General features: G+C 60.6%; 24 protein-coding genes and 2 pseudogenes. 10 read left to right on the top strand and 16 right to left on the bottom strand.

Going from position 1 to position 26,655, the window contains the following annotated elements; genetic code table 11:
• Positions 1-749: 749 nt before the first annotated feature.
• Positions 750-2,330: a hypothetical protein gene (locus AC1DK4_RS36480; RefSeq protein ID WP_441623582.1), complete on the bottom strand. Its 1,581-nt coding sequence runs from the start codon at positions 2,328-2,330 to the stop codon at positions 750-752.
• Between the two features lie 408 nt (positions 2,331-2,738).
• Here AC1DK4_RS36480 and AC1DK4_RS36475 point away from each other — a divergent pair, with 408 nt between their 5' ends.
• Entirely contained in the window at positions 2,739-2,903 is a 165-nt protein-coding gene (locus tag AC1DK4_RS36475; RefSeq protein WP_045243030.1) for an FmdB family zinc ribbon protein, read from the top strand.
• Positions 2,904-3,221: 318 nt separating this feature from the next.
• Here AC1DK4_RS36475 and AC1DK4_RS36470 read toward each other — a convergent pair whose 3' ends face one another.
• Complete coding sequence (locus AC1DK4_RS36470) at positions 3,222-3,650, bottom strand: hypothetical protein (protein ID WP_441623580.1); 429 nt, start codon at positions 3,648-3,650, stop codon at positions 3,222-3,224.
• Positions 3,651-3,901: 251 nt separating this feature from the next.
• Between AC1DK4_RS36470 and AC1DK4_RS36465 the strand changes: the two genes are divergently transcribed.
• Entirely contained in the window at positions 3,902-4,045 is a 144-nt protein-coding gene (locus AC1DK4_RS36465; RefSeq protein ID WP_441623578.1) for a hypothetical protein, read from the top strand.
• A gap of 26 nt (positions 4,046-4,071) precedes the next feature.
• Here the strand turns inward: AC1DK4_RS36465 and AC1DK4_RS36460 are convergent, their stop codons facing one another.
• The 4 genes from AC1DK4_RS36460 to AC1DK4_RS36445 form a co-directional block, all read right to left on the bottom strand.
• Positions 4,072-4,293, bottom strand: coding sequence for a GDCCVxC domain-containing (seleno)protein (locus AC1DK4_RS36460; RefSeq protein ID WP_441623584.1), 222 nt, complete (start codon positions 4,291-4,293; stop codon positions 4,072-4,074).
• Between the two features lie 354 nt (positions 4,294-4,647).
• On the bottom strand, positions 4,648-5,493 hold the full coding sequence (locus AC1DK4_RS36455; protein WP_441643616.1) for a transporter: 846 nt from the start codon (positions 5,491-5,493) through the stop codon (positions 4,648-4,650).
• Positions 5,494-5,886: 393 nt separating this feature from the next.
• Positions 5,887-6,156, bottom strand: a complete 270-nt coding sequence (locus tag AC1DK4_RS36450) for a hypothetical protein (protein ID WP_441623575.1) — start codon at positions 6,154-6,156, stop codon at positions 5,887-5,889.
• A 33-nt stretch (positions 6,157-6,189) separates the two neighbouring features.
• Positions 6,190-6,438, bottom strand: a complete 249-nt coding sequence (locus AC1DK4_RS36445) for a hypothetical protein (protein ID WP_441623573.1) — start codon at positions 6,436-6,438, stop codon at positions 6,190-6,192.
• A gap of 200 nt (positions 6,439-6,638) precedes the next feature.
• Here AC1DK4_RS36445 and AC1DK4_RS36440 point away from each other — a divergent pair, with 200 nt between their 5' ends.
• From AC1DK4_RS36440 to AC1DK4_RS36430, 3 genes are all read left to right on the top strand, one after another.
• Positions 6,639-7,559: a lysozyme inhibitor LprI family protein gene (locus tag AC1DK4_RS36440; RefSeq protein ID WP_441623571.1), complete on the top strand. Its 921-nt coding sequence runs from the start codon at positions 6,639-6,641 to the stop codon at positions 7,557-7,559.
• A 421-nt stretch (positions 7,560-7,980) separates the two neighbouring features.
• Entirely contained in the window at positions 7,981-8,322 is a 342-nt protein-coding gene (locus AC1DK4_RS36435; protein ID WP_441623569.1) for a helix-turn-helix transcriptional regulator, read from the top strand.
• Positions 8,323-8,331: 9 nt separating this feature from the next.
• Entirely contained in the window at positions 8,332-9,723 is a 1,392-nt protein-coding gene (locus AC1DK4_RS36430; protein ID WP_441623567.1) for a type II toxin-antitoxin system HipA family toxin, read from the top strand.
• Positions 9,724-10,116: 393 nt separating this feature from the next.
• On the opposite strand, the gene AC1DK4_RS36425 is transcribed toward AC1DK4_RS36430, so the two are convergent.
• Both AC1DK4_RS36425 and AC1DK4_RS36420 read right to left on the bottom strand, forming a co-directional pair.
• Positions 10,117-11,358, bottom strand: a complete 1,242-nt coding sequence (locus AC1DK4_RS36425) for a hypothetical protein (protein ID WP_441623565.1) — start codon at positions 11,356-11,358, stop codon at positions 10,117-10,119.
• Between the two features lie 137 nt (positions 11,359-11,495).
• A pseudogene (locus tag AC1DK4_RS36420) lies at positions 11,496-11,855 on the bottom strand (SulP family inorganic anion transporter); the annotation flags it as partial.
• A gap of 986 nt (positions 11,856-12,841) precedes the next feature.
• On the opposite strand from AC1DK4_RS36420, the gene AC1DK4_RS36415 reads away from it, so the two are divergent.
• Positions 12,842-14,536 (top strand): SulP family inorganic anion transporter, encoded by a 1,695-nt coding sequence (locus AC1DK4_RS36415; RefSeq protein ID WP_477132128.1) that lies wholly within the window; start codon positions 12,842-12,844, stop codon positions 14,534-14,536.
• Positions 14,537-14,577: 41 nt separating this feature from the next.
• Positions 14,578-16,032, top strand: a complete 1,455-nt coding sequence (locus AC1DK4_RS36410) for a DUF2252 domain-containing protein (RefSeq protein ID WP_441623562.1) — start codon at positions 14,578-14,580, stop codon at positions 16,030-16,032.
• A gap of 286 nt (positions 16,033-16,318) precedes the next feature.
• On the opposite strand, the gene AC1DK4_RS36405 is transcribed toward AC1DK4_RS36410, so the two are convergent.
• The 4 genes from AC1DK4_RS36405 to AC1DK4_RS36390 all read right to left on the bottom strand — a co-directional run bounded on the left by AC1DK4_RS36405 (position 16,319) and on the right by AC1DK4_RS36390 (position 20,863).
• Entirely contained in the window at positions 16,319-16,885 is a 567-nt protein-coding gene (locus AC1DK4_RS36405) for a lipid-binding SYLF domain-containing protein (protein ID WP_441623560.1), read from the bottom strand.
• A 1,125-nt stretch (positions 16,886-18,010) separates the two neighbouring features.
• Positions 18,011-20,041, bottom strand: a complete 2,031-nt coding sequence (gene rpoD, locus AC1DK4_RS36400; protein WP_477132127.1) for an RNA polymerase sigma factor RpoD — start codon at positions 20,039-20,041, stop codon at positions 18,011-18,013.
• A gap of 377 nt (positions 20,042-20,418) precedes the next feature.
• A complete protein-coding gene (locus AC1DK4_RS36395; RefSeq protein WP_441623556.1) occupies positions 20,419-20,613 on the bottom strand; it encodes a hypothetical protein in 195 nt (64 codons plus the stop codon).
• 1 nt (position 20,614) lies between these two features.
• Positions 20,615-20,863, bottom strand: coding sequence for a hypothetical protein (locus tag AC1DK4_RS36390; protein WP_441623554.1), 249 nt, complete (start codon positions 20,861-20,863; stop codon positions 20,615-20,617).
• An 893-nt stretch (positions 20,864-21,756) separates the two neighbouring features.
• On the opposite strand from AC1DK4_RS36390, the pseudogene AC1DK4_RS36385 reads away from it, so the two are divergent.
• Both AC1DK4_RS36385 and AC1DK4_RS36380 read left to right on the top strand, forming a co-directional pair.
• Positions 21,757-21,843: pseudogene (locus AC1DK4_RS36385) on the top strand (BBE domain-containing protein); the annotation flags it as partial.
• Between the two features lie 221 nt (positions 21,844-22,064).
• Positions 22,065-22,418, top strand: a complete 354-nt coding sequence (locus AC1DK4_RS36380) for a hypothetical protein (RefSeq protein WP_441623552.1) — start codon at positions 22,065-22,067, stop codon at positions 22,416-22,418.
• A gap of 445 nt (positions 22,419-22,863) precedes the next feature.
• On the opposite strand, the gene AC1DK4_RS36375 is transcribed toward AC1DK4_RS36380, so the two are convergent.
• From AC1DK4_RS36375 to AC1DK4_RS36360, 4 genes are all read right to left on the bottom strand, one after another.
• Complete coding sequence (locus AC1DK4_RS36375) at positions 22,864-23,352, bottom strand: hypothetical protein (protein WP_441623550.1); 489 nt, start codon at positions 23,350-23,352, stop codon at positions 22,864-22,866.
• A gap of 2 nt (positions 23,353-23,354) precedes the next feature.
• Positions 23,355-24,455 carry a saccharopine dehydrogenase family protein gene (locus tag AC1DK4_RS36370; protein ID WP_477132126.1) on the bottom strand — a complete coding sequence of 367 codons (1,101 nt, stop codon included), beginning with the start codon at positions 24,453-24,455 and terminating at the stop codon, positions 23,355-23,357.
• 61 nt (positions 24,456-24,516) lie between these two features.
• Complete coding sequence (locus AC1DK4_RS36365) at positions 24,517-24,999, bottom strand: DUF2269 family protein (protein WP_441623546.1); 483 nt, start codon at positions 24,997-24,999, stop codon at positions 24,517-24,519.
• A 150-nt stretch (positions 25,000-25,149) separates the two neighbouring features.
• On the bottom strand, positions 25,150-25,680 hold the full coding sequence (locus AC1DK4_RS36360) for a GbsR/MarR family transcriptional regulator (RefSeq protein WP_441623544.1): 531 nt from the start codon (positions 25,678-25,680) through the stop codon (positions 25,150-25,152).
• A 301-nt stretch (positions 25,681-25,981) separates the two neighbouring features.
• Between AC1DK4_RS36360 and AC1DK4_RS36355 the strand changes: the two genes are divergently transcribed.
• A complete protein-coding gene (locus AC1DK4_RS36355) occupies positions 25,982-26,341 on the top strand; it encodes a hypothetical protein (RefSeq protein ID WP_441650264.1) in 360 nt (119 codons plus the stop codon).
• Positions 26,342-26,655 lie beyond the last annotated feature (314 nt).

Raw genomic sequence — 26,655 nt, 5'->3', positions numbered from 1 at the left:
GCACTGGACCGACCCTCGCGCTCCCATCGCTGCAAGTCTTCACAGACACGTCGAGCAAGTCGACAGCCTTTCCAGTGCTATATGTGCGCTCCATGACGACGATTATACATATTCGCGCACTTATTTAAGTACTAGAGTCAGTCTGCTTTCGGCCTACTTGCTGTGGGCAGACCGTAACGGGCGTCGCGTCCATAAGGACTGAACGCCAAGCCACTGCCTTATTTCGCCGGGAAACTCCGGGCCATCAAACTGACGCACCTCTCGAGTCTTATACCTTAACGATGCATAGTTAAGGGGATGGTCTGCTGGCCGCCTGCCAGCAAAGGGTTTTGAATGCTTTGGGGACGTATGTATTGATACTTCGTAATACATACAAACTCAGCAGGCCGGTGGAAACACCGGCCTCTTCATTGCATCGCGCGCTATTCACCGAAACGGTAGGGGGAGGACTGCAACCGACCCCTTTGAGACGTCCAACGCGAAGGGCCATACCGCCCGGTCACACCTTGCCGCGGAACGCAAGGAAGTAACTGTCATGGAACCGGCACCAACTGGCGCTGTCGGYCAAATGCGGATATTCGCGTCGAGACGCGAAAGCGGACACTCGCAGTATCCCAAGTGGAAACTTGATTGGGGGTCAGCGGGTCTGGCGCCCCTACGCCGTTTGGGGGCATGTCAGATTGGTTCGGACAGCAGCAAATCACGCCGATGCCGCGGCAACGGCTGGATACGACCGTTCGGAGCCCCACTCAGTGCGCCGCGAGGTAGGCCTTGGCGGCGGCAGTCTCCGGTCGCGCGCTGTCCGCATTTTTGGTGAGCACGAGGAGTCGTTTGTAATACTCGACCGCTTTATCGCGTTGCCCTGAGGCGTCCGCGGCGTGCGCGGCGCCGTACAGGCCGTGATAGCGGTTCGGGTACTCCCGCAGCGCCGCCTCGTATTCCCGCAGGGCTTCGCCGGCTCTTCCTTGTACGGCGAGCAAGTCGGCGAGTAACTCGCGCATCGGAAACAGTCGATTCTCCATGGCCACGTTCTTGATGCTGGCGTCCTCGCCATCGGCGGCTGCCCGCATCAATCGCTCCGCTTGCGTGGGGTTGCCCTCGGCTTGTGCGGTCCACGCTGCGACGGCAGCGATCTCCTCGTCGGTTCTGGCCACCCAATAGGACTCGTTTGATTTCCCGAGTTCCTCCCGCAACGTCTTGAGCGCGTCGATCTCCTGTTTTGCGCTCGTCAAGCCGCCACTGCGGGCCATCCCGAGACCGCGCGCAAAGCGCGTGATCGAATCAGCGTATGCCCAGTTGTTCGAGGTAATGGGCAGGGCGGCGGCCGCCTTCCAGTCTGCTCGCTCAAGTGCATAGCGCGCGGGCATCGCCGCAACAGAGTTCTTGTTGCCCTTCAAGACCGGCGGTTTGCGCATGGCGTCGGCTAGGCCTTGTTCGATCAAGGCGCGCGCCTTCACATCCTGCGATAGCTGCAGATGCGCATAGACCATGAAGTCCAATGCGTGGTAGTAATCGGGTTGAACCTCGAGGGCCGCCTGGTTGGATTTGATCGACTCTTCCCAAAGCCCGAGCATCGTGTAGATATGCGATGGCATGTGCCGCGCATGTGGCGCCGCCGGTGCAATGCTGGCGTATTTGCTCGCCGCGGCGAGACCCTTTGCGGCAAGCGGCGGATAATCATAGGCGTGGATCAGGTAATGTGCGGCTCCAGGATGTTGAGGATTCTTCGCGAATAGCTTCTCCAGAATCTCCGCCGACTTACGCTGGTTGGCGTAGGTCCTGTCGCTCACGGGCGCGGCGGCCTGCAGAGCTAGCGCGTAATAGATCCAGACCTCGTCATCGTCCGGATAGCGCTGCGTCATTCGTTGCATTGCGTCAGCGTAAGCCTGCAGGCGAGTGTCCACTGACACTCTATCGTAGTCGCGGTAGTATGCACCGATCGCGTCGATCCAGTCGCGCTCGCGTTGTGTCTTCGCTCCGATCGCACGGGCCTTGGCAACGGCTTCCGAGGCCGCCTGGGCGTCGCGCAGCGACGGCGGGCCCGCAAGCGAATTGCCCAGCAGATTAACGGCGAGTCCCCAGTAAGCAATTGCGCAGTTAGAGTCCTGCTCGACGACCGCATTGAAGGTCTTGCCCGCCTCTGTGAACCAGAAGGAGTGCAACATCGCGACGCCCCGCTCGAAGAGTGGTTGTACCTTCGGGTCGCAGGAAGTGGGGAAGGTGATTTTGCCTAGCTGGTAGGTACTCGCGTGGTGTTCGTCGGCGAGCGCGAAACCCGACCCCAACATCAACGCTGAAACCGCGACACCGGCAATGTTGCGTGGGTGCATGAGTGTCTCCGGTCGATCTCTAGTCTAGCGCTCTCAGTCCAAGAGTCAATTAGACTAACCCTATGGGAATCGGGTCGCAACGACATAGGCAACCTCCGCGAGATGCTTCAAAAATGAAACCGATGGCGAGGGAAACTGGCGGCAATGTGTAAGAACTGCCAAATAAGAACTACAGCTATTCAGGCATTGCGTCGTCCGRTCGGGCGATTTGGGCATGTTTCCATGATAAGCACGCAAAGCGCGAAGGAGGGTGATGTGAAGGATAGGTGCCTGATGCGGTGCTGACAATGCGATATGACTGGCCGTGTTGGACGCGACGGTGTCCTAGAATTGAAATGACGGTCTGCGGGAAGTGACCGGCAGATCAGATGCAGCGAGTCCCTGCACCATGCAGAATGGAGGCGTGTCATGCCCACCTATTCGTACCGTTGTGAGAAGTGCGGTCAGGTCTTCGACCACGCTGAACATCTAGCTGAACATGCAACGGCCCATCCGCCGTGCCCCAAGTGCGGCAGCGAAACGGTCCAGCACGTGCCGACGCCGTTTGTGGCGAAGACGGCCAGGAAGAGTTGAGGCCTGCCAGGCCTGCGTGAATCGCGCGTGATGGCGAACGGCAGCTAGTGGCCGATCGTCGACCTCGACGAAGCCAGCAGGGATAGCCGCGCACAGGCTCACGGCGCGAGCATGTTCCTACCAGTGAGATCCGCCATGCGTGGTGACAGTCCTCGTTCGATCAAAGCGCAGGCATCGCGTCCTTATACGCCACGGTTTCCTACATCGGGCGCCACTGGTAGATCGCGTGCAGATTTCCCTTGTAGGAACAGCCATCACGCACGCGACCGTCCGCGAAGCCCCGTGATGCCGTGCCTTATCTCGGATTGCCCGCCGCCGTCAGGCCATTTCACTGACAGCTTCGCCAGCCAGCGCGACCTCCGTCTCGTCGGTCACCGTGCTTTCCGCTATCTCGCTGTCGACTTCGGAAACCATGTCGCCCAGACCGATGGCGACCGTGATATTCGGCGTCCAGTTCTTGCGGTCGGTGCTGACCTCGGCAAACGTGGTCACCGTTGCGGTGTAGCCCTGCGCTCTGAGGTCGTCGGCTAGCCGTTGCGCGCGCGGTTCCAGCGCTGCTTGCGGATTGTCTTCGTTGATGTCGAGTACCAGTCTGGTCTCGAATTCTTCCTTGCCCCTCTGGATTGCCGTTTGCATTGCCTTGAGCTGCTTGTTCGCGAGCGCAACGAGCTTGCTGTACCTGGATTCTTCCTGGCTGGCGCGCAGTGCCTTGGCGGCGTTGATGATTTCGGTGCGGTCCACGAACATGATTGCCTTTCGAGGTGGGGGAGAGAAAGCGCAGGCGCCGCACGGGCTTGACTTCAGGAGCCAGCTTTCCGGGATGCGACCACAACTGTATAAATATACAGTGTTCGCCGGCTAATCGGCAAGTCCCTGACAGCAGATCTGGCGAATCGCGCTATGGTTGACGCGTCTTGACCAAAAGCGGCGCTGCTCGGAAGTGATTGAGTCCCGCACATGGTGGGACAGCACGATATCTCTCCTCGGGCAACTTCTACTTGCAGATCCAGCAAGGCGGGGCACCGCCCCAGGCCAAGGCCTTCTACGACTACATCAGCACGCCCGCCGCGCAGGAGATCACGACCCGGAAATACGCTGTGGGAGAAGATGAAGCGGCTGGCTATCCGGACTTCGGAGTCTGAACCAGGAGGTCACTGATCGGCCCCAGCTAGTTGCTGCAGCAGTCGCCTTTGCCATGTGTTTGAACGGGTGGGCAGGGAACCGACCCGTATGAGCAAAAGACGCAGCAGTCTCCTCGCTTAGGGGTGAGCGTTTGATCGCAGCCCTTACATGCATAGAACCATTGGCACGCTTCGATCGGCATCATTTCTGCCGCCACGTAGCCACAATGAGGGCACGTTAGAATCGACTGAAGAACGACATCGGACATGGCTGGAACGTTGTCTTGGACAGCTTGGAACTCATCATACATCGCCGCTGCCTACGTCATCCGCGCATCGGGCGAAACCCGCGACCAGAAAAGACGTGAAGCGGCTATTTGCTAGCAACGGCGCCTGTCGCCGGCTCGGCCGAGGCAGAGTGTATGGCAAACAGCGCGGCAGTAGCTGCGAGCCCCAATCCGCCCGATATCCATAGTGCTTGCGCGCCCCAGAGGTCGATGCAGATGCCGAACAGCCACGGCGCCAGCGCCTGCGCAGGATGACTAGGATTAGCCCGGCCGTCGCCACGGCCCCTTCGGTCTTTGAGGTCACCAAGTCCGACATGTTGCTGGAGTGCGACGCCGTCAGTCAATCCATCGATACTGCACGGTCAGCGTGATCGTCTTGTAGTCTCCGCCGGCACGGGTGATCCAGCCCTTGGACGCACTGACCTTGCCAGACCAGTTGGTCGCGAGGGGCACCGATAGCGTCAGCCCGTACCGCGTATTGGTGCGGCGATCGTCGTTGCGGACGCCGTCCACTGTCGTATTGCCTCCGCTATAGAAGCCTGCATCGGCGGCGAGCCACAGGCCGGGCCGGAACTGGTATCCGCCATGTAGTTGCACGACTGCTAGTGGGCCCTGCTGGCGTTGCCTGCTGCCCAGAAATTCGTCATTGGCTGTAAAGAGCCAGACCCCGAACGCACCTTCGGCAAACCAGTTGCCAAATGGCGCCGAGACGCCGACTTCCGGCTTGAATGCCCAACGGTTTGCGCCGATATTGATCAGTCTATCCGCGTGATATTGCCCGCTCGGCATTACCACCGTCAGGCTTGTTCCCAGGCTGGGGACTGGCGGATGCCTCGCGAACTCGGCCGGTGTCTTTGCGCCGCCGCCCAGAAGATTGACCGCGAAACGCAGATAGGCGTCGCCGACGCCGGCACGATAGACGCTGTTCGGCGCGTCCAACACGTTCCCCGCGACGTTGGCGCGCGAGTAGGGCAGCACGACGCCAACGGAAGCCGTGCGGCCAAGCAGGTCGAACACCTGCAGATAGCCCAATGCAAAAATGTCGATCTTCGCGCTGACGTCCGTAATCGGCAGGGAGGGGTCGGTCAGCACATCGCCGCCGAGCCTTGCATAAGTTGCCAGCAGGAAATGCGTGCCAACCGGCGCCGCCGAATAGGTGCGCGGCTCGAGTTCCTGGGCCATACAGCCGTCGGCGAGCACGCCAAGGCAAGGCAACAGCCATCGGACCCACGGTGCGTACGCGGCAGGTCTGTCCCACCCTGGCATCTATGTCTCCTCCCGGCTATCCCGCCATGAAAGCCTTAGAACGCGACGGTCAACGCAGCGATCACTACCTGCTCGTGGGATTTTGGATTGAACCAGTATATGTGAAGGCGGGGGGGGCATCCGGAACAACGTCGCGCCATCGGCTGGACGCTGCTCGCAAGCAGCACTGTCAGAAAGAAGCCGACATTCGAATGTCGGCCTGAGAGCGCAGTCCTGTGACCGTAGTTGGCCGGTTGCGCATGAGCAGGGCCGCGCCCGAAACGGTCGCACGAATTCGTATCATCGTTTCGTTGGCCAGCATCGGCCGCGCTAGTACTTGATGTCCCGTTTTTCCTGGCGGCCCTCCTGCTTTGTGTCGCGCTTGTCTTGCCGGCACTGGGAGTTGCTCTTCTGGTTTGCAGCCCGGCAGTCGACCTTGCCCGCGCGCGCTTCCTGTTTGGCAGCCTGGTTTGCGTCCCTGCCTTGTTGGCGCTGTTGCGACTGGTTGGTGGCCAGGGCAGCCCCCGATAGCGCCAGGAGTCCGGCGGCGGCCAGCATTGCGCCCGCCCGCCTCCAAAGTCCATTTCGTGATTCGACCATTTTCACCTCCTCCGTGCTGGGTAGAAACGGCGGTCAGTTGTCGCACAACGCCGCCTTCGCAGGCTCGTAGAGAGCCAGACTGAAGAAGCCTCCTCCGACAAAAGAAAGCATCCCTTGCCCGCAGCCGATGATGGCACGAATGAGTGTCGCCGAGAACAAATTCCCATGCGCAAGCCATTCCTCAAAGGGTGGCAATGGTTCGTGAGTGGCCGACGATCCCACGTCAGTTGCGGCGCGCGTTTCTTTTGCGGGGATATCGCTTGATGGCCCGGCAAGCGACATCGGTCAACCGATCGCCAGTCGGCGCTGCCGGCCCCTGAACAGCCCTTCAATCCGCGATAATGGGTCGAGGTCGAACATGGGCTATGTGCGCTCGGCAAGGTCTCATTACCGGACAACTCGCGGGCACATGGATATGGCCCGTCCTTTCCACTGAAATGGACAAGGCGTTCGGCGGCCTCTGACATTCCGAGGGAAAGTGTATGCGCAGCACTCAGCACCTAGCAGCCAGTAACGCGGTGGCGCAAAACCTGATCCTCCGGATGCTTGCCTGGCTCTGTGTCGCTATGCTTATGTTTCCCGGTGTGGTGCTGGGGATGGACTTCAAGATCTATTACCAACCCCAACTTAAGCTGAAAATGCTTATCGGGGAGGGAAGGATTCAGAATGGTGATGCAGATAAGCTTCTGGCGCTCGCCAAAATAGCTGACCGTGATGACGAAGGACTTGTTACCCTTGTTTTAAATAGTCCGGGAGGAAATGTCGAGGCTGCTTTCCGAGTCGTCGATGCGATGGATGAAGTACGTGTCTATACAATAGTTCCAGATAATGCCAGGTGCGCGTCTGCTTGCGCTTCTATCCTGTTCGCTTCCGGAGAACGCCGAAGTGTTGTTGGTACGGGGCTGCTCGGTTTTCACAGTTGCTATCGGCGCGAAGGACGAACCTATACCGATGACTCGCTTTGCAACGAAATAATCGCGGCCAACGCAATGCAAAGAGGGATCAGCCACGCAGGTATCAATCGTTTCGTCAAGCAATATGGTGCGCGAGACATGGCATGGGTCGAGCGCGACGTCGCTTGTAAGTCGCTGCAGGGGCTCTGTAAGCCAGGGCTACTGGAAGTTCAATACGAGACGAAGATCGCGTTGATGAGAAGTCTTGATTGCAGCAAGCTCATATCTATTAAAGCGCAGCTTGTTTGCGGGGATGCGGAACTTGCTCGTATTGATAGACAGTTGACAGAAATCTATTATCAAAAGATAAAATCATCGCCTGACAAGGATCGGTTACGAGCGGATCAGAGAGCATGGCTTCGCAATTCTCGCAATGTGTGTGGTGATAAGGCTTGTCTACTTCTAAGCTATCATCGCCGCATCGCTGAGCTAAAGCGGATGCGGTCATAAAATGACGTGTCGATCGACGCTGGCCATGCTCAATCGCCAGAGCGTGAGCGTCACCCGGCGCCGCAGCAAAACGGCGCTCCTGAGTGGCGCGCGACATGAGGTGATTCCGCCTGTCCGAGCCTGGGAAGTGGGACGATGACGCCGCCTCTTTCGGGCGGCCAGCCCTCTTCTTCGGCAAGCGCCAGCCAGGAAGCCTCCCCTGGATCCAACTCGCTGAGGTGATTTATGACGTTAACGCCACACTAGCCAAGTCGAGAGACGGATGGATCGAAACGATATGAAATGTTTGCAATCATGGACCTTAATCAAGATAAAGTCTAAGTTTGCGAACATATTCCGGTCTTGACCACAAGCACCCCCATCGCTACCATGTTCGTAATCACAGACCTAAAGCGTCTTATAGTTCAGGATTACGGACATCATGAAACGAGACGAATCTCCACTTCTGCCTCTTTCCCGGCTCACTGAAGCCGAGCAGCTCGGTGAGCGTATCACTCAGCTGCGCCAAGGCCTGAGGCTACGCCAAGCGGATGTTGCTGCGCGCGCCGGGCTCTCCCGGGGAACCGCGATCCTGATCGAAAAAGGTGATCCGGGACGGACTCTTACGCAGCTCCTGCGCTATGTTCATGCCCTGGCGCCGGAAGTCACCCTGCAGGCGCTCCTGGCAGGCGATGTGCCGGCATTGATCGCCTTGCATGCGCGCAAGCTGCCACAGCGCATTCGCTCCGCAAGCAAGGCGGAACTGCGTGAACTCGATTTCTAAGGATAAACCTTGGCCCCTCGTCGCGCTCCCAACAAGGTAGCGGTATTCGCCCACATCGCCGATCAGGCGGAAGGGCATCACTTCGTGCCCGCAGGACTGCTCAGTCGCGAGGCGTCCGCGGGTCGGGAAACCGTCAGCTTCGCCTATGGCACGCGTTACCTGCAGCGGCCGAACGCCATCGAGGTAGACCCTCGCGCGCTCACCTTGGCGCAGGCGCGGCAGGCGGAGCCCGGCACGGTTTGGTACCCGCTGCCCGAGGTGAACGAATTTGGGGGGATCCGCGATGCTGCGCCCGATGCCTGGGGCCGCCGCGTCATCGAGGCGCGGCTCAATGCCGCGCCGAACTCGCTCGACGAATTCACCTACCTGCTGGAGGCCGGCAGCGACCGCGTTGGTGCGCTGGACGTGCGGGAGGACACAAAGAGCCCCGCTCACAAGGGGGCCGGGGGGCTGATCGATCTGCCATACCTCTTGCAGGCGGCTGACGCGGTCGAGAGCGGCGAGCCCATTCCGGCGAACCTGTTGCCATACCTCGGCGGCGTGCCGTCGGCCGGCGGCGCGCGCCCGAAAGCTTCCGTGCGGGAGGCCGACAGCGTCCTGTGGCTGGCCAAGTTCCCGTCCAAGACCGACACGCTCAACATGGCAGTCCTCGAGGCCGGCGCCCTGGAGATCGCGCGGACCGCCGGGCTTTCCGTTCCGCCGGTGAAGATGATCGCGGTCGGGGGCAAGCCGGTGCTGATGATCCGTCGGTTCGACCGCTACTGGGCGCCGGCCGGGCAAGCGCTCTCGGCCATGGCGCGCGGCTACGACACCGAGCCCATGCCTGGTTATACCGAAGGCCGCATAGCGCAAGTCAGCGCCTTGACCCTGATGGGATGCCCGGAGATGGAGTCGATGGCCAAGGGCTACAAGGATCTGGCCCAGACGATTCGCGAGCAGGTCGTTGCGTCGTGCGTGAAAGCCGACAACGAGGAGCTGTTTGCCCGCATGGTGCTTAACATCTTCCTGACCAACGACGATGACCACCTGCGCAACCACGCGTTTGCCTACGACACGCAGCTGCAGGGCTGGCGCTTGAGCCCGCTGTATGACGTCGTGCCGCGGGCGTCCGTCTCCATGGAGCGCCGCCTGCACCTGAGCGTGGGCACGCAGGGGAAGCTTGCAACCCTCGACAATGCGATGAGCGAATTCTCTGCTTTCGTGGCGGACCGGCCTAAGGCGCTCGACGTGATTCGCCGGGTATGGAGTGCAGTGCGGGGCTGGAAGAACATTTATGAAGGCCTGGGAGCCACCCCGGATCTGATTCGCACGCTCGAGCAGGCCGTCCGAAGCCTCTCGGACATTGCGAGTCCGCCGCTGGAGAAGGACATCCGGCGCGGCGCGGAAGCCAAGGCAGCATAGAAAAACGGCGAGGAGATCCTTGCCGTTTCCCGACAGGGTTGGCAGTCACACGGGGCTGCAGGCCCATCGACCGCTAATCCCCAACAATCTCCTCCCCCTCAGACAGTGCCGCGAATTGTGGCGCTTCTTCGGCACGGCCCGCAGGACGCAACCACGACTCTTTCCGGACAATGGCGGTGTCGGATTAAATCACGATTACCCCAAGCTGTCCGATGCCGTCGACGCAGCCAAGCAAGCCGCCACTCCATTCTGGCTTCCGCTTGTGCAAACGCCTCAGCTTCCTCCGTGGTCGATTCTTCCCGCTCGAAAGACCGTTTGAACAATGCCAGCGAGTGTGTGGTGTTTCACCAGGACGAACCCCTGATGCTTCCCGGAGGACAGGAGCGTCGCAATTTAGAACAAGAGTCCGAATAGGCGCTTTAGCAGTTCTTCGAGGGGCATCATGGTCAGTGCCAGCGGTACAATTGGAATTAGGACAGCCGCCGCAAGTTGCACAATGGCATCCCTAGTGATAGGGGCGAGGCGCATGCCGCGTACCACCTCGAAACTATTGGCCAGATCGGCAAGCGACTGAATGTCGCCGCTACCCACCAAGGGTTCGTCGATTGGCGCGCCACCACGTAGCCATTTGGTATCAAACTCGCGCACATAGCGTTCTGCCAGAGCACCATACTCATTCAGGCCTATCCGCTTCGTCTGTGCAAGCTGAGGCGCAAATACCAGCAACGGGCCGAAAACCACACCCAGCAGAAAGACGACCATTACAACGATTTCCATCTTGAATTCCGGTAGCGCTGCTCGAAGGAAGAAAATGCGATTACCGAGATTTGCGGCAAGCATGACTCCATGCGCCGCGAGAAGCAGTGCGAAGGCATTGACGGTATTGGAAAGAAAGCCGAGTCCACCGACACGATCCGGATGAGTCGGAATCAGGCTCAGCTTAATGCGCGATACCTGCCAGAGAAAGCGCATCCAAATGAATAGCCTGAAATACCATCGAATTAGCAGGAACTGGAAAAGCGGCAAGCTCACGTAGCCATACCAGATGCCGGCCAGTGTGAGCGTCAAGCCGCCGCCAGTAGGCGATGCGTACCATGTGGCCGCTTGGAGGCCGGTATAATGACGCCAAATGATCAGGACGCCGACTCCATATACGAGGGCGACCAACAGCACCTCCGCTAGCACGGAATTGCGCAGTCGGAATGCCGCGTTAATGGCGCCATCAAATTGATCCGTAGCGGCTTCGGGGATCAAATTCCGCTCCGTGAACGCCTGGCCGATACCAAGTAGGCGCCGGTGCACCACCAGTTCCGCAGCGATTAGCAAGGGTACTGCAACAAGGAAACGGAGGTGAACTTCCATGTCCATCAGGAACGGCACCGTCGCACCTTTGCCCAACAAACTTCCTTCGAAGGCAGAGAGCAACAGAAGCGGCAACCACGCGAAGAGGGATAGGAAGACGATGCGTTGGCGCGCCAATAGCAATGCATCGTCGGACAAGTGTGTCCGACGCAGCAGTTGATAGAGCGGCCCTCCTAAGACCAGCGAAAAATTTTTCCGATCTCGCAGAATATCGTCACCGGAAGTGGCTGCGGGCTGCGTTCGCTTCAATCCAAAGCTTCGGCCGCTACTCATTTCGTTTCACCAGTCATTTCAACAACCCAGTCAGGCGGCGCAATACGGCTGCGCATACGCTTAGCCAACGCCACGATCTCGTAGCCGTTCGTCTGCGCAAGCGCACGCGCTGCGGAAACGCTTTCCGCATACGACGGCAGCAGGCAGGCCAGCAGGCACATGGCAGCAATGAGCAGCGCCGTCAGCGCGGCAATGGACGCCCAGCGGGCGGAATCCCCATTAGCCATTCTTGCCACCCTCAGCCCGACGACCATCGAGATTGCGGAGGTGGGACCGATCGCAAGCTGGCGGGACGCACCGAACAACGCGTAGAGCAGACCGCCGACGAGATAGCAGTAGATGCCGTAGTCGGCGAGTGTCACGCCGGCAATGGCATCGTGCGCCAGCCATTGCGGCTGATAGGTGGAAAACCACTGAACTGGAGGAAGTACCGCGCGCCACCGGCCCACGGAAGCGCCGCTGGTGACTTCGCCAGCAGTGCGGGGCGTTTCAGTCACGGCTCCTCCCTTCGTCAGAACCAAGAGACGGGGAGCCAGAACGGGCCGGCCACAGGCGTGCCGTCTTTACTACCCATTTGGACAATAGTGTAGGGCAGGGCGCGCTTCCGGAAAGGAGAATATTGATTCCAGAAATCGAGGCTGGGAACCATCCCCTCTTGCGTATTCGGGGCGAGCCGGCTTTGACACTACGCGAGGTGGGACATCCGTGGGCGGTTCATGAAATCGGCAGCAAAAATCATATTGGCATTTCCCGACACATGGGAAGAGCCTCCACCCCTCATCTCGCCATGGTCAGAGCGCGGGGATCGGTCGCGCATTAGGTGCCTACGTCGGCACGCGGCGTGTAAGTTGTAACTGAGTTCGTAGCAACAGGTCTGCCAAGCCATTGAAGTCCCGAAAAATCTTAGAACCCATGGAACCCTCACACAAAAGTCTCTCTGGAGCATGTTTTATCCTGCCAGGCTGACAAGAGTGGTACGAATATTGAGGACGCTTGGCTGCGTCGCATGGGGCCCGGGCATTTTGGAATTACGCCTCGCCACGATAACGTCGCACGCCATTGGCGTGCGGCACGTTATGTTGGAGTTTTCTTTTCGTCACACAGACGTGCGCCGCGCGGATCCCGAGTCGGGGATAAGCAGGCAGCAAGCTGTAAGACCCGAATGCCGCGTCGCGGGGGGGAATCGGCCGAGAGGCGGAAGTCCGCGGCCTGCGTCGCGCGCTTGCTTGCCAGATGGACATCAAGGATCTGGTCCGCCGGCCGGCAAAACGTGGACCGAACTTGCTCGTTGTCTGACGCAAATGTGACGCTATGATGGAAGCGCGGGGGTAAGAGTATCCCCCCGGATTTACGACCCGAGCATGGGAATCCCGCGGGTTAGTCAGTCGAGCGACTTTGCGACCGCACGGGCCGGATCATGCAACCTCACTTGGAGGCGCACGACATCATGCCGACTTCCCCGACCGTTGCACCCCCAAGTCGCATGCCCCTCCTGAAAGGGCTGCTGCCGGTCAATCGCGCGCAACTGCCGCACGACATCATCGCCGGCATCACACTGGCCGCCCTCGGGATCCCTGAAGTGATGGGGTACACCAAGATCTCGTGCACGCCGACCGTCACGGGCCTCTACACGATCTTGCTGCCGCTGGTGGTCTTTGCCCTTCTGGGGGCGTCGCGCCATCTGGTTGTTGCCGCCGATTCCGCAACCGCAGCCATCCTCGCCAGTTCCCTGGTTGCGGTGGCGACGCTTGGCAGTCCGGAATATGTCGGGCTGACGAGCGCCGTTGCACTCGCTGTTGCCGTCATGCTGGTTCTGGCGCGCATCCTTCGCCTGGGGTTCCTGGCCGACTTCCTGTCGCGCAGCGCACTGATCGGCTTCCTGACCGGTGTCGGCGTACAGGTCGCTGTTGGCGAGCTTGCCGGGCTGATCGGGCTGCCCAAACAGGGACATGGGCCGCTCATGCAGTTCGCCTCGGTTTTTCAGCGCATTGGCGAGGCCAGTTATGTCACGGCTGCCCTGTCGTTCCTTGTGCTGGCAGTGATCCTGGGATGCAAACGTTTGGCGCCACGTGTACCCGGTCCGCTGATTGCCGTGGTCGGCGCGATCGCCTGCAGTGCGGCATTCAATTTCGGGAAGCACGGCATCGAGCTGGTCGGCAAGGTGCCCAGCGGATTGCCATCGCTGTCGCTACCGCCGCTGCATCTCGCGCACCTGGAACAGGTACTGATAACCGCCGCCTCCTGCTTCATTGTCATCATCGCGCAGAGCGCCGCGACCGCACGGGCTTACGCCAACCGGTACAACGAGCGCGGCGACGACAACCAGGACATCGTTGGCCTTGCCGGCGCAAATGCAGTGGCCGCGCTGACCGGCACCTTCGTGGTCAACGGGAGCCCGACCAAGACGGAGATGATCGACGATGCAGGCGGTCGAACCCAGTTCGCCCACCTGACGACCGCCGTCATCGTGCTGCTGGTGCTGCTGTTCATGACCGGGCCGCTAAGCTTCCTGCCGGCTGCCGTCCTTTCGGCAATCGTGTTCATGATCGGCGTCAAGCTGATCGACGTGAAAGGCATGACCGAGCTTTACAACTTGCAGAAGGATGAGTTCGTGGTTGCCCTAATCACGACGGGCGTAGTGGTTTTTGTCGACGTCATGCACGGCATCCTTGCCGCCGTGCTGTTGTCCCTAATCGACCATACGCGTTATAGCTACCGCCTGCGCACCCGAGTGCTGACACCGCACCCGAACGGTCAGTGGACGGCAAATGAAGTGGCGCCAGACCTGTTCGCCTCACCGGGCATCGTCGCCTATCGCTTCGAGGCCGATCTGTTCTACGCGAACGCGGGCCGCTTCATGGAGGAGGTGCTGAGGCTGATCGATCAAACGGGCTCGAAGGTGAACTGGGTCATCATCGATGCCTCGGAAATCTTCAACGTCGACTATAGCGCCGGCAAGACGTTGCAGCAGCTTCGCCAGGAGCTGGAACGGCGCGGCATAGGTGTCGCCGCAGTCGCCATTCCCGAAGGCGTACTTGACGAACTCCAGCGCTATCGCACCCTTGGCGGCATCGCCGGGCGGCAGGAGGTCTTCGTGACCGTGGACGACGCCATCAAAGCCCTGCGTGATCGGCCTCCGCCTGCATCAGGGCCAGCGTCTGCCGGCACGCCGGGTTGACATACACGATCACGCGCCGTTCGAGTTCAAGTGAGCATGCCATGCCAAAGACTGCCGAGTTGCAACGAGATGGATCGTCGGCAGTGCACGCGGAGCCGCATGCCGCCCAAGTGCACAAGGATCTCTCTGAGCTGTTTGGTGGCCGCGGCACACGGGCATCGCGCATCGACGCGGGAAGGGCCGCACGTCGGCTTGCGCCGCGGGCCCAGCTTGCAACATGTACGCTGGCGGACCGCGATCCGATTGCGCTGCTCGAGGCTTCCAATGCAGGCAGGCTGCGAAACCTCATACCGATCCGCTATGGCCGCATGGTGGCCAGTCCATTCGCCTTCTATCGCGGGGCCGCGCCGCTGATGGCCTTCGACCTGGCCAGGTTGCCCAATTCGGGAATCATCGTGCAGCTAGGCGGTGACGCCCACCTGGCAAACTTCGGCTTGTTCGCCAGTCCCGAGCGCAGGATACTGTTCGGGCCGAATGATTTCGATGAAACGTTGCCCGGACCATTCGACTGGGATGTGCGCAGGCTGGCCGCATCCTTCGTCATCGCCGGACGCGAACGCGGCCTTGGCACGCGAGAGCAGCGCGCCATTGTGCGCCGGCTGTGTGCGACGTTCCGCGAGTGCATGACCACGTTCAGCGCGATGGACACGCTCGACGTCTGGTACTACCAGTTTGGTGCCGAGAACATGCTGGCCATTGCGGACACAGTCCAGGAGCGGAAAAAAGAGGAGGCAGTGATCAGCAAGGCCAGGCAGCAATCGTCGCGGCTCGTGCTGAGCCACACCGCGGCAGTTGTCAACGGCAAGCTGCGCATCAAGGAGGAGCCACCTCTGGTCTATCACTTTCCCGTAAAGAGCCAGAAGGAAGCGAAGCAGTTCGACGATACTGTCAGGCGCTTCTTTGCCGAGTATCGCCTGACTGTGACGGGTTCGGTACGCGCACTGTTTGATCGCTACGAGTTGGTCGACACGGCGGTGCGCGTCGTCGGCGTGGGCTCGGTTGGCACGCGTTGCTATGAGGCGCTTTTCATGGCGGATGGCCGGAGTCCACTCTTCCTGCAGGTCAAGGAGGCACGTGCATCGGTGCTGGAGAGATACCTGCCAGCGAGCAAGTTCCCCAACCACGGTGAGCGAGTCGTGAACGGGCAGCGCCTGCTGCAGTCGTCCAGCGACATCTTCCTCGGGTGGTCCAGGGTGCGCACAACGGGCAACGACTTCTACGTGCGTCAGTTGCGCGACATGAAGGGCGCTTTCGACTTTAATACCTTCAACGCGAAGGATCTCAGCGAGTATGCAGTGTCTTGCGGGCACGCGCTGGCCCATTCGATGGCTAAGGCCGGCGATCCCGCCACGATCCTTGGGTATGTGGGTAAGTCGGATGCTTTCGACGAAGCCATCCAGCAGTTTGCCATTGCCTACACCGAGCGCAATGAAATGGACTGGTCGGCCCTGAAGGCGGCGGTGAAGTCAGGGAGGGTGCAGGCGCTGCGCGAATGAATACTGGCAGTACCGCGTTCCCTTGTCTTATAGCCGGCTGCCGACCGTTTCGCCCCGCGCCCGACGCCAATCGTTCCTGCCGCCTACTTGGTCGACGCGGGCGGGGCGTCCTACCGAGCCGACCGATTACGCGCCGTTCATTCTTTCGCGAGTGCCGATGTCGCACGCGGCGCCTCGATAGTTTTACCGCTCGGCGCCGCTGCTCGTCTGCGCATCCTATGGTTGGTGGGACTAGTATTGGTATTCGACTTTGACTGGCGGCAATCTTTGCCCTTTATAGTGAGAGTCAATGAGGCTTGTAGCTGAACTTCTGGCCGCCAATGCTCGCCTCGTACATCAAGCCGCCCTTGGTCACTGTAAATGTCGCCATGCCCTTGTGATAGCCACCCGCAGTCTTGGCGTCTTTCTTGCCGGCGCTCGCACGCGCAGAAGTGCCCGTCGTGCTTGTCTGCGCGCCCGCTGCCGCTGTGATCGCAACCGCGGAGGCATCTGCGCCAAACTCAAAGTTACCGCCGGTAAATTCCTTGAGCGCCCGCTCATCTTCGAACACGATCATCTCGCTATAGGCTTCGCCGCCAAGCTGAAAGCCCACGGTCACCTGGGTCATCGAAGTGTCGCCGATATACTTTCCCTTTTCGTACACACGGCCCTTGCCATGGGCCCCTCCTATGCCGACAGCTCCCTTGCCAATCGTGGGAAATACGGCGTAGCCGTAAGCAGATTTTAGGAGCTCGCCACTTTCTCCCGCATTCCTGAACAGCTTGATCGTGTCCGTATACTCGTCCGCCCAGGCAGAGGAAATCGGTAACAGCAACGACAAGACTGTGAGAATCGATATCAGACGTTTAAGCATGATTTGTTCTCCATCATGGTTGAAATTTATCGTGTACAGCACCATCCACGTGGCTACGTCTTTTCAATTTTTCTGCCGCGACCAAGGCAGTTAGCGTCGACTCGTGAGCTTGTTGTAGTTAGATATCAGGATAGGCGAGATAGGGCTCAGGGAAAATCCTCCGATCGAGTAGTAGTGCAGTTCGCCCGGAAGCGGGTACCGCGCGCGCGCCACGCCTCGCTGGTCGCCAGCCTCAGGCTTCGCCGGCCCCACCATCTTCTTTGCAGCAGGACGGCCTGGTACTGCTCGGCGAAGTTGGCAAGGGTGAGCTGCCAATCACGCCGGCGGCTCTTAGCATCGCCGCAACCCAGCTTCGGAATTCCGGACAAGCAACCTTCGTTTCAATGATGTCGGAAGCTTGCTTAAAATGCTGATCCGGTCACGCGCGTCGTGCGCTCAGGTGCGGAGATGGCCGTGACCGTGCCGCGAACGGTCGCGAGCTATTGGTGGAATTCGACAGCACCCGGATTATCGCAGGGGGCCTGGGCCAGATTGCTCTGCGCTGAGGCTAGGAGAAGGGCAGCCTAGGGGACGCCTCGCCCTCACAAGTATGCCCCCACGAGGCGTCGCATCTTATGTGAAGGTCCGAGATCAGAGAATCACTGTAACCCGGCCACAAAAGGGGCCGCCGACATCGAGACGCATTGCCTATAACGGGGCCGGCCTCTACATACCTCATTCGTTGGCCTCCATTTGTCCTCCACGACGGTCGCTTCGCCTTGCTTTCCTAGCTCGACCCGGGACGACGCCCACAGCGCTAGCGACGCAACAAAGTCGTCCAGCTGATGCAGGTCATGGCTTTCGCTAGGTATTGCCATATAGGGGTCATCGTACTTTCCTTGCATTTTCTGGCGGTATGCACAGGAATGGGCTTATCTATCAAGCGTTTGCAAACACTCCGGCGGCACGTGATGCATTGCGCCGGAAAACCTTGCTACAGGCGGCTCTGCGGTCTGCTACCGCCATTTTTTTTTGGAAAGTACGATGACCCCGAGGAGGAGTTGCGCAAAGTTTGCGCCGAACAGGCTGCGTGGTCGTTGCCGGCTTGGCGCAGGGTGTCGAGAAGGGGCGCGCCAGTGCCTTTTCTCAACGCTCCAGAAAGAGCCGTAACTTGTCAGCGCGACTGGGATGCTTGAGCTTGCGCATCGCCTTGGCCTCAATCTGACGGATTCGCTCACGGGTCACGTCAAACTRCTTGCCGACCTCTTCAAGCGTGTGCTCAGAGGTAGTATCGAGTCCGAATCGCATCCGAAGGACCTTGGCCTCGCGCGGCGATAACTCGCCGAGTGCCCCATCGATCTCTGCGCGCAGGCTCGCCTGAATCGCGGCTTCAGCCGGTGAACTCGCAGAGACATCCTCAATCATGTCGCCGAGCGTAGCGTCGGCGTCGTCGCCCACAGGGGTCTCAAGCGAGACAGGCTGCCTCGCGAGCTTGAGGATATCTCGCACTTTCTGCTCGGACATCTCCATGCGTTCGGCGAGGACGGCGGGATGGACTTCCTGGCCAGTCTGTTGCAGGAATTCGCGCGAGATCCGGTTCAGCTTGTTGATCGTCTCGATCATGTGCACCGGCACCCGAATCGTCCGTGCCTGATCGGCAAGCGCGCGCGTGACAGCCTGCCGGACCCACCAAGTGGCATACRTCGAAAACTTCCAGCCGCGCCGGTATTCGAACTTGTCCACCGCCTTCATCAGGCCGATATTGCCTTCCTGGATCAGATCCAGAAACTGCATGCCGCGGTTCATGTATTTCTTGGCAATTGAAATGACGAGACGGAGATTCGCTTCGATCATCTCTCGCTTGGCCTGCCGCATTTTCAACTCGGCAGAACTCATCTGGCGGTTGATCTGCTTGAGCTGCTGGAGCGGCAGCAAGACCCTGGCCTCGATGTCGATGAGCTTCTGTTGGCAGGCCTGAATGGCCGGCAGATGTCGCTCGAGCGCCGCGCCAAACCGCTGCGAAGTCGCAGCCACGTGGCTGGTCCATTCAAGGTCTGTCTCGTGGCCCGGGAACGAATCGACAAACGCCTCGCGTGGCATGCCGCAACGTTCGACGGCGATCTCCAGGATGCTGCGCTCGACCGCACGAACCTCGGTAACCTGTTCATGCACACTGGCACACAGGCGGTCGATCGTTTTGGCCGTAAAGCGGATCGGCGCCAGTTCGCGCTGGATCTCCGAACGTACTTGCGCCACGGCTGCGGAACGGGCTTTTCCAGTAACGGGTGTTTCCGGCATCTGCTCGAACAGGGCACGCACGCGCGCGAATATCGCAAGACTGTCGATCGTCAGTTGTTCAAGACGGACTGCGTTCGCTTTGTCCGGATCCCCGGCATCCGTTTCAACGTCTTCATCGTCCGGGTCGTTGTCGGAGGTGTCCGCCTCCACTGGACCGTCATCGGATTCTGGCGTCATTTCGCCTTCGTCCGCGTGGTCGCTGATGCCGTCGACCAGTTCGTCGATACGCAGTTCGCCAGCGACGATGCGGTCCACATCGGCAAGAATCATTGACACGATCGACGGGCACGCGGCGATCGCCTGAATCATGTCCTGCAGGCCGCCTTCGATGCGTTTTGCGATCTCGATTTCGCCGGCGCGGGTCAGCAATTGATTTGCGCCCATTTCGCGCATGTAGAGCCGGACCGGATCAGTCGTGCGGCCGAATTCGGAATCGACAGTCGACAGCGCCGCTTCCGCTTCCTCAGCCGCCTGATCGTCGGATGCTGCCGCGCCAGGCGCGGCGTCGCTTAACAGGAGCGTCTCCGCGTCCGGCGCCTGCTCATACACGGCCACCCCCATGTCGCTGAACGTGCTGACGATCGTCTCCATCGCAGCGGTTTGCGTAAAGTTGTCAGGCAGGTGATCGTTGATGTCCGCGTGGGTGAGATAACCGCGCTCACGGCCAAGCGCGATCAGCGCTCGCATCTGGCGTTGACGCTCCTCATCCCGGTGCGTAGACACGATGTCCAGCGGTATTGCGACGGCCTGGGTCTTTCCTGCCGACCTGCGGCGGCTGGTCTTGGAGGTGATCTCGATCAAGCGGGATGCTGAGTCGGCGCGAACCGGATTTGCCAATCTATTCTCCTGGCCGGGTAGGCCGACGATCGTCGCGGACATGACGGCTGGGTCACGCCTGCGGGGTGCGAACGAAATCGTGGAATGACGCACGGACTGTCGAGGCCGGAATGCCTCCCGCAGGAATCCGGTGTGCGCAAAATGGGGGACCATGAATGATACTGGACCTCGTTGTGCGGCGCAACAGGCAATGGCCTTCAGTCTCGCCGTTACCAGTCATTGGTGACGCCACGCGGCAGATGATGGGCCGGCTCAGGCTCACGGTGGCGGCACGCGCGGCCAGCTACGCGCCGCGGTACACGCCGTAAAACGGGCGATGCCGTCTCTGGCCGTGGCCCGGGACGGCTGCTCTCAGAGGGGATGGATCGAGTTTCAGCGGCCTGATAGATCCGTCTGACGCAGTCACCTAATGTTGGGACTCAGAAGGACGAGCCGTCGGCATCAACGTCGTCAAGCACCTCGCGCACGGCATTTTCGATGACATCGAAGTAGCGCTCCGGTACGCGTGTCGCATATCGCTTGCGCTTTTTGTTCGCGATCGTGCCGCCGGCGTCCATGCAGATGATGATCAGCGTGGTCAGGTCGTTGCCCATCAAGTCCACCTGTTCGTTCACGCTACGCAATCTGGTCGTAGCGAGCGATGAACTCGGTTTCGTGCCGCAGTTCTACCTCCAGCGCCAGTTCCGCCATCTTGAAGCCAAAAGCGACGCACGGCGTGGCATCCCAGTACCGAAACATCGCGTCGTCGCTTTTGAAAGAGAAGCGGTAGTCTCCTTCGCCAATCCACTGCACGCCAACGAGATCCCGCGCCGGACGGGAATAGGACTGCAAGGCGGCCAGGTACTCGGCCTCGTGCCGCTTCATGGCTACGGAAACGGGAATTCGTAGCCAACAGCCATGACTTTTTGCACTCGCGTAGGAAAAGTTATAGAAGTGAAGTGTACGCGTGGATTTTGTGAATCGGTGTCGATGCCAAGGTAAAGACCACAAAGATATCTATTAGGCACTTGTAGCCGCTTAAATCTTGTCACGCGTCCTCGGGCGTTGCTGTGACAAGTCCGGCGTCGCATCGCCGCCCGGGAGTGATTCCCGCGCGCCTGAGGCTATGCGTAGGTTTGCGTAGCTTCAGGGAAGCGGTGCGTGCCCTGGGCAGGGCCGAGATAGACGAACCGCAGGTGGCCTTGAGTCGCGCCGCCTTGTTGGACGCGGCAGCAATCTTCGAGTCCCTGGCTTGATGACTGCTTATGGCCGGCAAGTGCCTGATCGACCCCGAGATCCGCCACGCCAGTGTCAGTCGGCAAGAGTTGCCCTTCGGCCTGGGGCAGCCTCTACGACTGCGTCTAATCTCAAGCGGTCATTCGAAGGGGAAAGTGGACCGCAGGCTCATGGGCGCCATGCACCGAAATCGCCACAGCCCAACGCGCGCTCCGCGTGAACTGCGTACCCCCGTCATGGACAACGCTGCGAACTTCGCAGGGGCGCACAAATCCGCATAAGGAGGTCGAGGCGTCGCTTGCGCGATTCATCGAAGGCTTTGACCAGCCCGACATCGTCCGGGCGTGCGCGTTACTGGGGCGTTAGTCCTGGTTGAGCCGCTCCGGGTCCGCCGCTTCAGAGACTGGTGCATATAACGGCGCGCCTAACACTTTCCAAACGCCGAGGTTGATACAACTCCTGCATACCAACCGGACAGGAGGCAACCATGGAAGGTGCTCAGAGTGAAACCGTCGCCACCGCGCTCAAGCCACATTTTCGATCGCGACAACTATGCGCAACTGGCGGAGATCAAGCGCAAGTACGACCCRGCAAACCTGTTCCGCGTGAATCAGAACATCAGGCCCGCCGGACGCAACACGCTTACGACATGGGGCGCGGGTAGCCGTTGCGCCCTGGTCCAGAAGTCCGGCGCGACGCCGCTGCCACGATGGGGTGGCAGCCCGTCCGCACCTGGCAATGGCTTGCACGGCAGAGGCGATCCCGTGCGGGCAGTGCCGTTCCGTAGCTGATCGCCTGCACGAGGAGGGCCGTCGCGGCAACGCCGCCGACCCCCCTGTTGGAGATAGCAATGCATAAGACTCTTGCCAAGACCCTGCTTGCCGCTGCCGCACTTGCCGCCGGGCTCAGCCAGACCGCCCACGCCGGTGCATATGCTGATGCGCTGATCGTTGCCGCGCCGGGACATACCGGCCAGCGCGACGCTTTTACCGATGGCGCGCACCGCCTGACCACCGAGGCCACCATGTTGCCCGTGGTCGCACAGCAGGGCCGGTCCGTGTGCGCGGTCCGTGGCTTTGATCCGTACCAGGACGGCATGCGCAAGCCTGATCCTTACACCGATGGCGGCCGCATCAGCTCGCGCGATGGCTTCACCGACGGTGCGCGCAGCGATGCACTCGCCAGCGGGGAGTGCCTGTCCTGAGCAGGGCACGGCAACGGGGCGATTTGTCCGGGCCGCTTCGTTGTTTAGGCGCGGGAACATGCGCCTGCCTCCGGCTCGTGGCAGATCAGCCAGTCGGCCCACTGCGGCCGTGGAACAACTCGCCCCTACGGCTCCCGGTGGAAAGGGCGAGTTGTCGTCGGGGCACTACGCAGGCGCACTTGGCCGTCAAGTTTCGCTGGCTGTCAGGCGCGTGCTGCGCCGCCTCGACCGCCCGCAACCGCCAACGATGCGATATGCATCGCTGGCCAATTGAGAGTCCGTCAGCTTGTCGGGGGCCGAAGTTCGAACGACCGAGGAATCGCGGGGGCAACGGCGTTTCATGGCCGGTCTCGGGCGGCTGACCACCGCCAGGCCGTGGCTATCTCTTGTTCACGCTGAAATGTCTGCCGCTTGTCGGTCCATTCGGACGTACGCCCGCTCGTGATCAGTCATTTGCCGCGGATAAGTCAATTGTTGCTTCATGGGCTATCCGGCGCAGATAGTCCGCCATCGCCGCAAACCGCCGTTGGGATTCACGCTCGAAGACCCATGCCGCCAGCGGGTCAAAGATGCGCAGGGATGGCCGCAATTTGATGCTGAACGTATAGATCAACTCTGACTGGCCTGCCGCAATATCCCGGTGGCGCATCGACGCCGCCCAGAACTCAATCAGCCCCGAGGGACGGACACTTGCCGCGGCGGCAATTTCCGGTGGGCGGTAGCTCACAAACTGCGTACGCATCGCGAGGCTACGCATCCAGCCGCGTCCAGTGTTGGCGGTAATCGCTCCGACATAAGGATATGTACCACCTCCCTCAACATGGGCCGATGAGAGCAGGGTATCCCAGAGAAGGCGCTTTTCGTGGTTGTGGAATACCTCGAAGGCGTCGACGGCTGAGCCGGGCATGGTCAGGATTAGGCGTCGTCTGGCCATCGTCATTGCTCCTCGACAGATGTGCTGATACCCCACTGCCGGAACAGCGGCTCGAATTCCGCCAGGTCGAGCAACCCCATGCAAGCGCGGGCGCCAAGAAAGGGCGGCGGCCCAGCAAGCATCTTGCGCGTGACCAGCAATGCCGACATGCAGGGCACCTCGGGCCCGTTCTTGTGTGGTGCGGTCAGGTGCCATATCGACTGCCCCGGTGTCCCATCCGGACGCACGCCGCTTACACTGACCCGCATGCCCCCGTTCTCGCTGCCGAACCGGTCCAGCAGCATCGTTGACATGCGGTCGAGCAGTCGCGCGCCGCGCGCAAGGGGAACGGCCAGACCGTGCCGGCGTAGCGCGCCTGCAAGCCAGAGCACCGCATGCTGGATCCGCAGTTCGAGTGCTGCATGAAACTCTACGGTCCGCACGGATGGGTAGCGCTGTGGAAATAGCGCGAGGTCAGGGACATCGCAAGCGGCGGCCAGGCGCGTACCCAGGCCGGGGAACATCATGGTGCGCAGATCCTGCCAGCCATATGCCTCCCGCCATGAACCGTCTTCCCACCTCGGGATAGGTGCGCCGGCATAGCTAAATACAGCCTTGAGCGTGGCTACGCCCCTGGGCGCCTGCTGGCCCGGTGCAATCGCCACGCTGATGCAATCCATCCGGGAGAAGCCTGCGGAAAGCTTGTCCACGACGGCGCTGGATAGCGCGGGAACGCTGCTTGCCCCGCTGACGGCGCAGATTCCGGCGCTGCGTGCTCGGATGTCCAGATGCTTTGCGAAGCCGGCTACGAAATCGCGGCCATCGGAAAGGTCTACGTAGTGTGCACCGAGCGCGCATGCGGCCTCAGCGACGCGGTAGTCTTGACCCTGGAATGGCCCGGCGCAATGGACGACCAACTCTGGTCGCAGCTTAGCAAAGTCCGTCCGGAAATTGGGCGAGAGGATATCTAGCGTGGCGGTGCGCACCCCCAGCGTGCATKGCGGCGTGCCCCTTGAACTCTCGCTGCGTCCCGTGGCGATGATCTCATGCTGGGCGTCCGCCGCGAGGCTCCGGCAGATTCGCGCCCCAAAATTGCCTGTGCCGCCAACTACCACGATCCTCATTTCTGCTCCCCTGTCTGCTTGATCCTTACCGCAAGCGCCGGGATGATCTTGGCGGTGCTGTTCATAGCCCCGCCAATGTGGGCTTGGTCACCATCAGGAAGTACACTGCAATCATCGAGCCGAAGGCCGGATATCCAAGCCATTCCCACAGCCGCGCGCAACGCCAGTAGCGCGGCGGYAATGTAGTCTGGCCGGCGGCCTGGGCTCGGGCAGCCATGTCGGCCATATGAAGCTGAAGCTTTACGACCGGCAGCCAGCAGACACCTGCGAGCAAGAACAGCACCACTGATCCGATCAGCCACGGTGTCTCCCACCCCCATCCAGCCGCCTGCGCAAGCCAGAGCCCGGACAACGGTTGAAAGACTGCGGCCGGCGCAGTGAACCAGAAATCGGCACGCACCACAAGCCGGGAAACCGCGGCAATTACCGGGACAGATCGCGTCCGGTTCGCGAAGAAGAAATAGAACGCGGTTCCGAATCCAGTGCCAGTCAGCACAACGGAAGAAATGATATGAAGAGCCTTGACGGCCAGATAGGCGTTCATGGCGCCGCTGCTTTCTTGTCAATGAGGCCGAGGATCCGAACTGACTGCTGTCAAGGGCATGCCGTCATCCGGTCTTTTTCATTCTGAAATTTCCACGTAGACAGAAATCACGGGCCAGCGAGCATTTCGCCCGTGCACCGTCCCTGCAGACTACTGTTTGAGGCGCCTCACCGTTCGGCTCACCTTCGCTCCAAGACCCAATGTCTTCATCAGCGTATCGGGCTTCATGCGCAGCATCTCGTCGGACCAAGTGGTGACCGTTTCAAGGAACGTCAGGGTGTTGCGGATGCGCTTTTGCACTTCCGGGTCTTCTTCGCTGAGTTCCGGGCTTGCAAGGCTATCCCGCAGCGTGGCCAGCGTTGGGTCGAGCTCGCGCTGGCGGCGGCCTTCCACGATCAGGCGGAAGAGTTCCCAGATATCGGTGGACGTTTCAAAGTGGTCGCGGCGGTCGCCCATGATGTGGACAACGCGCGCCAGCTTCCAAGACTGAAGTTCCTTCAGGCTGTTGCTGACGTTCGAGCGCGCAACGCCGAGCGTCTCGGCAATGTTATCTGCAGTGACCGGGCGACCAAGCAAGTAGAGCAAGGCGTGGATTTGCGCGACAGTCCGGTTCACGCCCCAACGGGTGCCCATTTCCCCCCAGTGCAGGATGAAGCGTTCGGAGACGGGTGTGAGTTCCATGGCTTGAAGCCTAGGTTCTTCAGTTATTTCTGTCAAGACAGAAATAACTGAAGAACGGTAGCTTAATCGCGAGTCTTGGCTGGCCCGCAAGGTGGCATGCAATTGCGGCTAGCGGCACAAATGGCCGATGACGCGAGGAGAGTGAATGGCATGTGAACGTCCGCCGCCCCTTTGCGCCGTACGGCCCCCGCCATCGACGGCCGCAGTCTGACGTAAAGCCGCCGTCCGGATGCATTCCATGTCTGGGCCAGGCCTGCGACCAAGATAAGCCCTTATGCTCTGCAGAGCATAAGGGCTTATCTTGGTCAGGGGCCGTGAGCAGGCGGTGGCAGACCTGCGCACCGAACTGGCGGCCGTGCAGGCGAGGGCGCAAGCCGCCGCCGTGGCCGGTGCCGAAGTGCGGGCACGCTTGCAGGCCGAGCGCGACGCGCTCGGCGAGCAACTGGCGCAGGCACAGCAGGCGCTCGGACAAGGGCAGGCGGCACAAGGAGCGCTGCAGGCCGAACTGGACGCGGCGCTGCGGCGCGCCGAGCGTGCCCAAGCCGAAGCCACCGCGTCGCGCCGCCTGGCGCCGGGCGCCGGTGGCGCGCACCAAGTTCAAGCCGGGGCCGGCCTGAAGAGAATAGGGGGGCGAGGATTTGTCCACTGCGCCACGGGATAAGCCTGTGGACAAGCCGCGCGGGGGCCGAGTGCCGACGGCGTCAACCGATTTGATTAAAATTTAAACAAAGAGGGCGAGCCACGCCTTCCCGGCGGCGCCGCGCCCGGATCGCTCGCCTCCCTAAATGGGGTGATCGTGCTTTCGCTGCAAAATGATACGCCGGGCGGCCACCAAAGCACCGGCCACGGGCCCCGGGCTCGCTTGCACAATTGCATTTGCGAGCTAATGCTTGTTCTCATGTCACCTGCGCGGAGCAACATCATGGCATGGACACACGAAGCGAACTGCAAGCCACTGTGGACGCTCTGGTTCAA

The organism is Cupriavidus sp. 05N38, from assembly GCF_056397345.1.
The sequence above is the reverse complement of the archived record's forward strand: the minus strand, read 5'-3'. Positions and strand labels throughout refer to the sequence as shown.

Bases quoted from the DNA above. Each gene is read 5' to 3' on its own strand.
- AC1DK4_RS36480 (WP_441623582.1), bottom strand. From the start codon at position 2,330: ATGCACCCACGCAACATTGCCGGTGTCGCGGTTTCAGCGTTGATGTTG.
- AC1DK4_RS36475 (WP_045243030.1), top strand. From the start codon at position 2,739: ATGCCCACCTATTCGTACCGTTGTGAGAAGTGCGGTCAGGTCTTCGAC.
- AC1DK4_RS36470 (WP_441623580.1), bottom strand. From the start codon at position 3,650: ATGTTCGTGGACCGCACCGAAATCATCAACGCCGCCAAGGCACTGCGC.
- AC1DK4_RS36460 (WP_441623584.1), bottom strand. From the start codon at position 4,293: ATGTCCGATGTCGTTCTTCAGTCGATTCTAACGTGCCCTCATTGTGGC.
- AC1DK4_RS36455 (WP_441643616.1), bottom strand. From the start codon at position 5,493: ATGGCCCAGGAACTCGAGCCGCGCACCTATTCGGCGGCGCCGGTTGGC.
- AC1DK4_RS36450 (WP_441623575.1), bottom strand. From the start codon at position 6,156: ATGGTCGAATCACGAAATGGACTTTGGAGGCGGGCGGGCGCAATGCTG.
- AC1DK4_RS36445 (WP_441623573.1), bottom strand. From the start codon at position 6,438: ATGTCGCTTGCCGGGCCATCAAGCGATATCCCCGCAAAAGAAACGCGC.
- AC1DK4_RS36440 (WP_441623571.1), top strand. From the start codon at position 6,639: ATGCGCAGCACTCAGCACCTAGCAGCCAGTAACGCGGTGGCGCAAAAC.
- AC1DK4_RS36435 (WP_441623569.1), top strand. From the start codon at position 7,981: ATGAAACGAGACGAATCTCCACTTCTGCCTCTTTCCCGGCTCACTGAA.
- AC1DK4_RS36425 (WP_441623565.1), bottom strand. From the start codon at position 11,358: ATGAGTAGCGGCCGAAGCTTTGGATTGAAGCGAACGCAGCCCGCAGCC.
- AC1DK4_RS36415 (WP_477132128.1), top strand. From the start codon at position 12,842: ATGCCCCTCCTGAAAGGGCTGCTGCCGGTCAATCGCGCGCAACTGCCG.
- AC1DK4_RS36410 (WP_441623562.1), top strand. From the start codon at position 14,578: ATGCCAAAGACTGCCGAGTTGCAACGAGATGGATCGTCGGCAGTGCAC.
- AC1DK4_RS36405 (WP_441623560.1), bottom strand. From the start codon at position 16,885: ATGCTTAAACGTCTGATATCGATTCTCACAGTCTTGTCGTTGCTGTTA.
- AC1DK4_RS36390 (WP_441623554.1), bottom strand. From the start codon at position 20,863: ATGAAGCGGCACGAGGCCGAGTACCTGGCCGCCTTGCAGTCCTATTCC.
- AC1DK4_RS36380 (WP_441623552.1), top strand. From the start codon at position 22,065: ATGCATAAGACTCTTGCCAAGACCCTGCTTGCCGCTGCCGCACTTGCC.
- AC1DK4_RS36375 (WP_441623550.1), bottom strand. From the start codon at position 23,352: ATGGCCAGACGACGCCTAATCCTGACCATGCCCGGCTCAGCCGTCGAC.
- AC1DK4_RS36360 (WP_441623544.1), bottom strand. From the start codon at position 25,680: ATGGAACTCACACCCGTCTCCGAACGCTTCATCCTGCACTGGGGGGAA.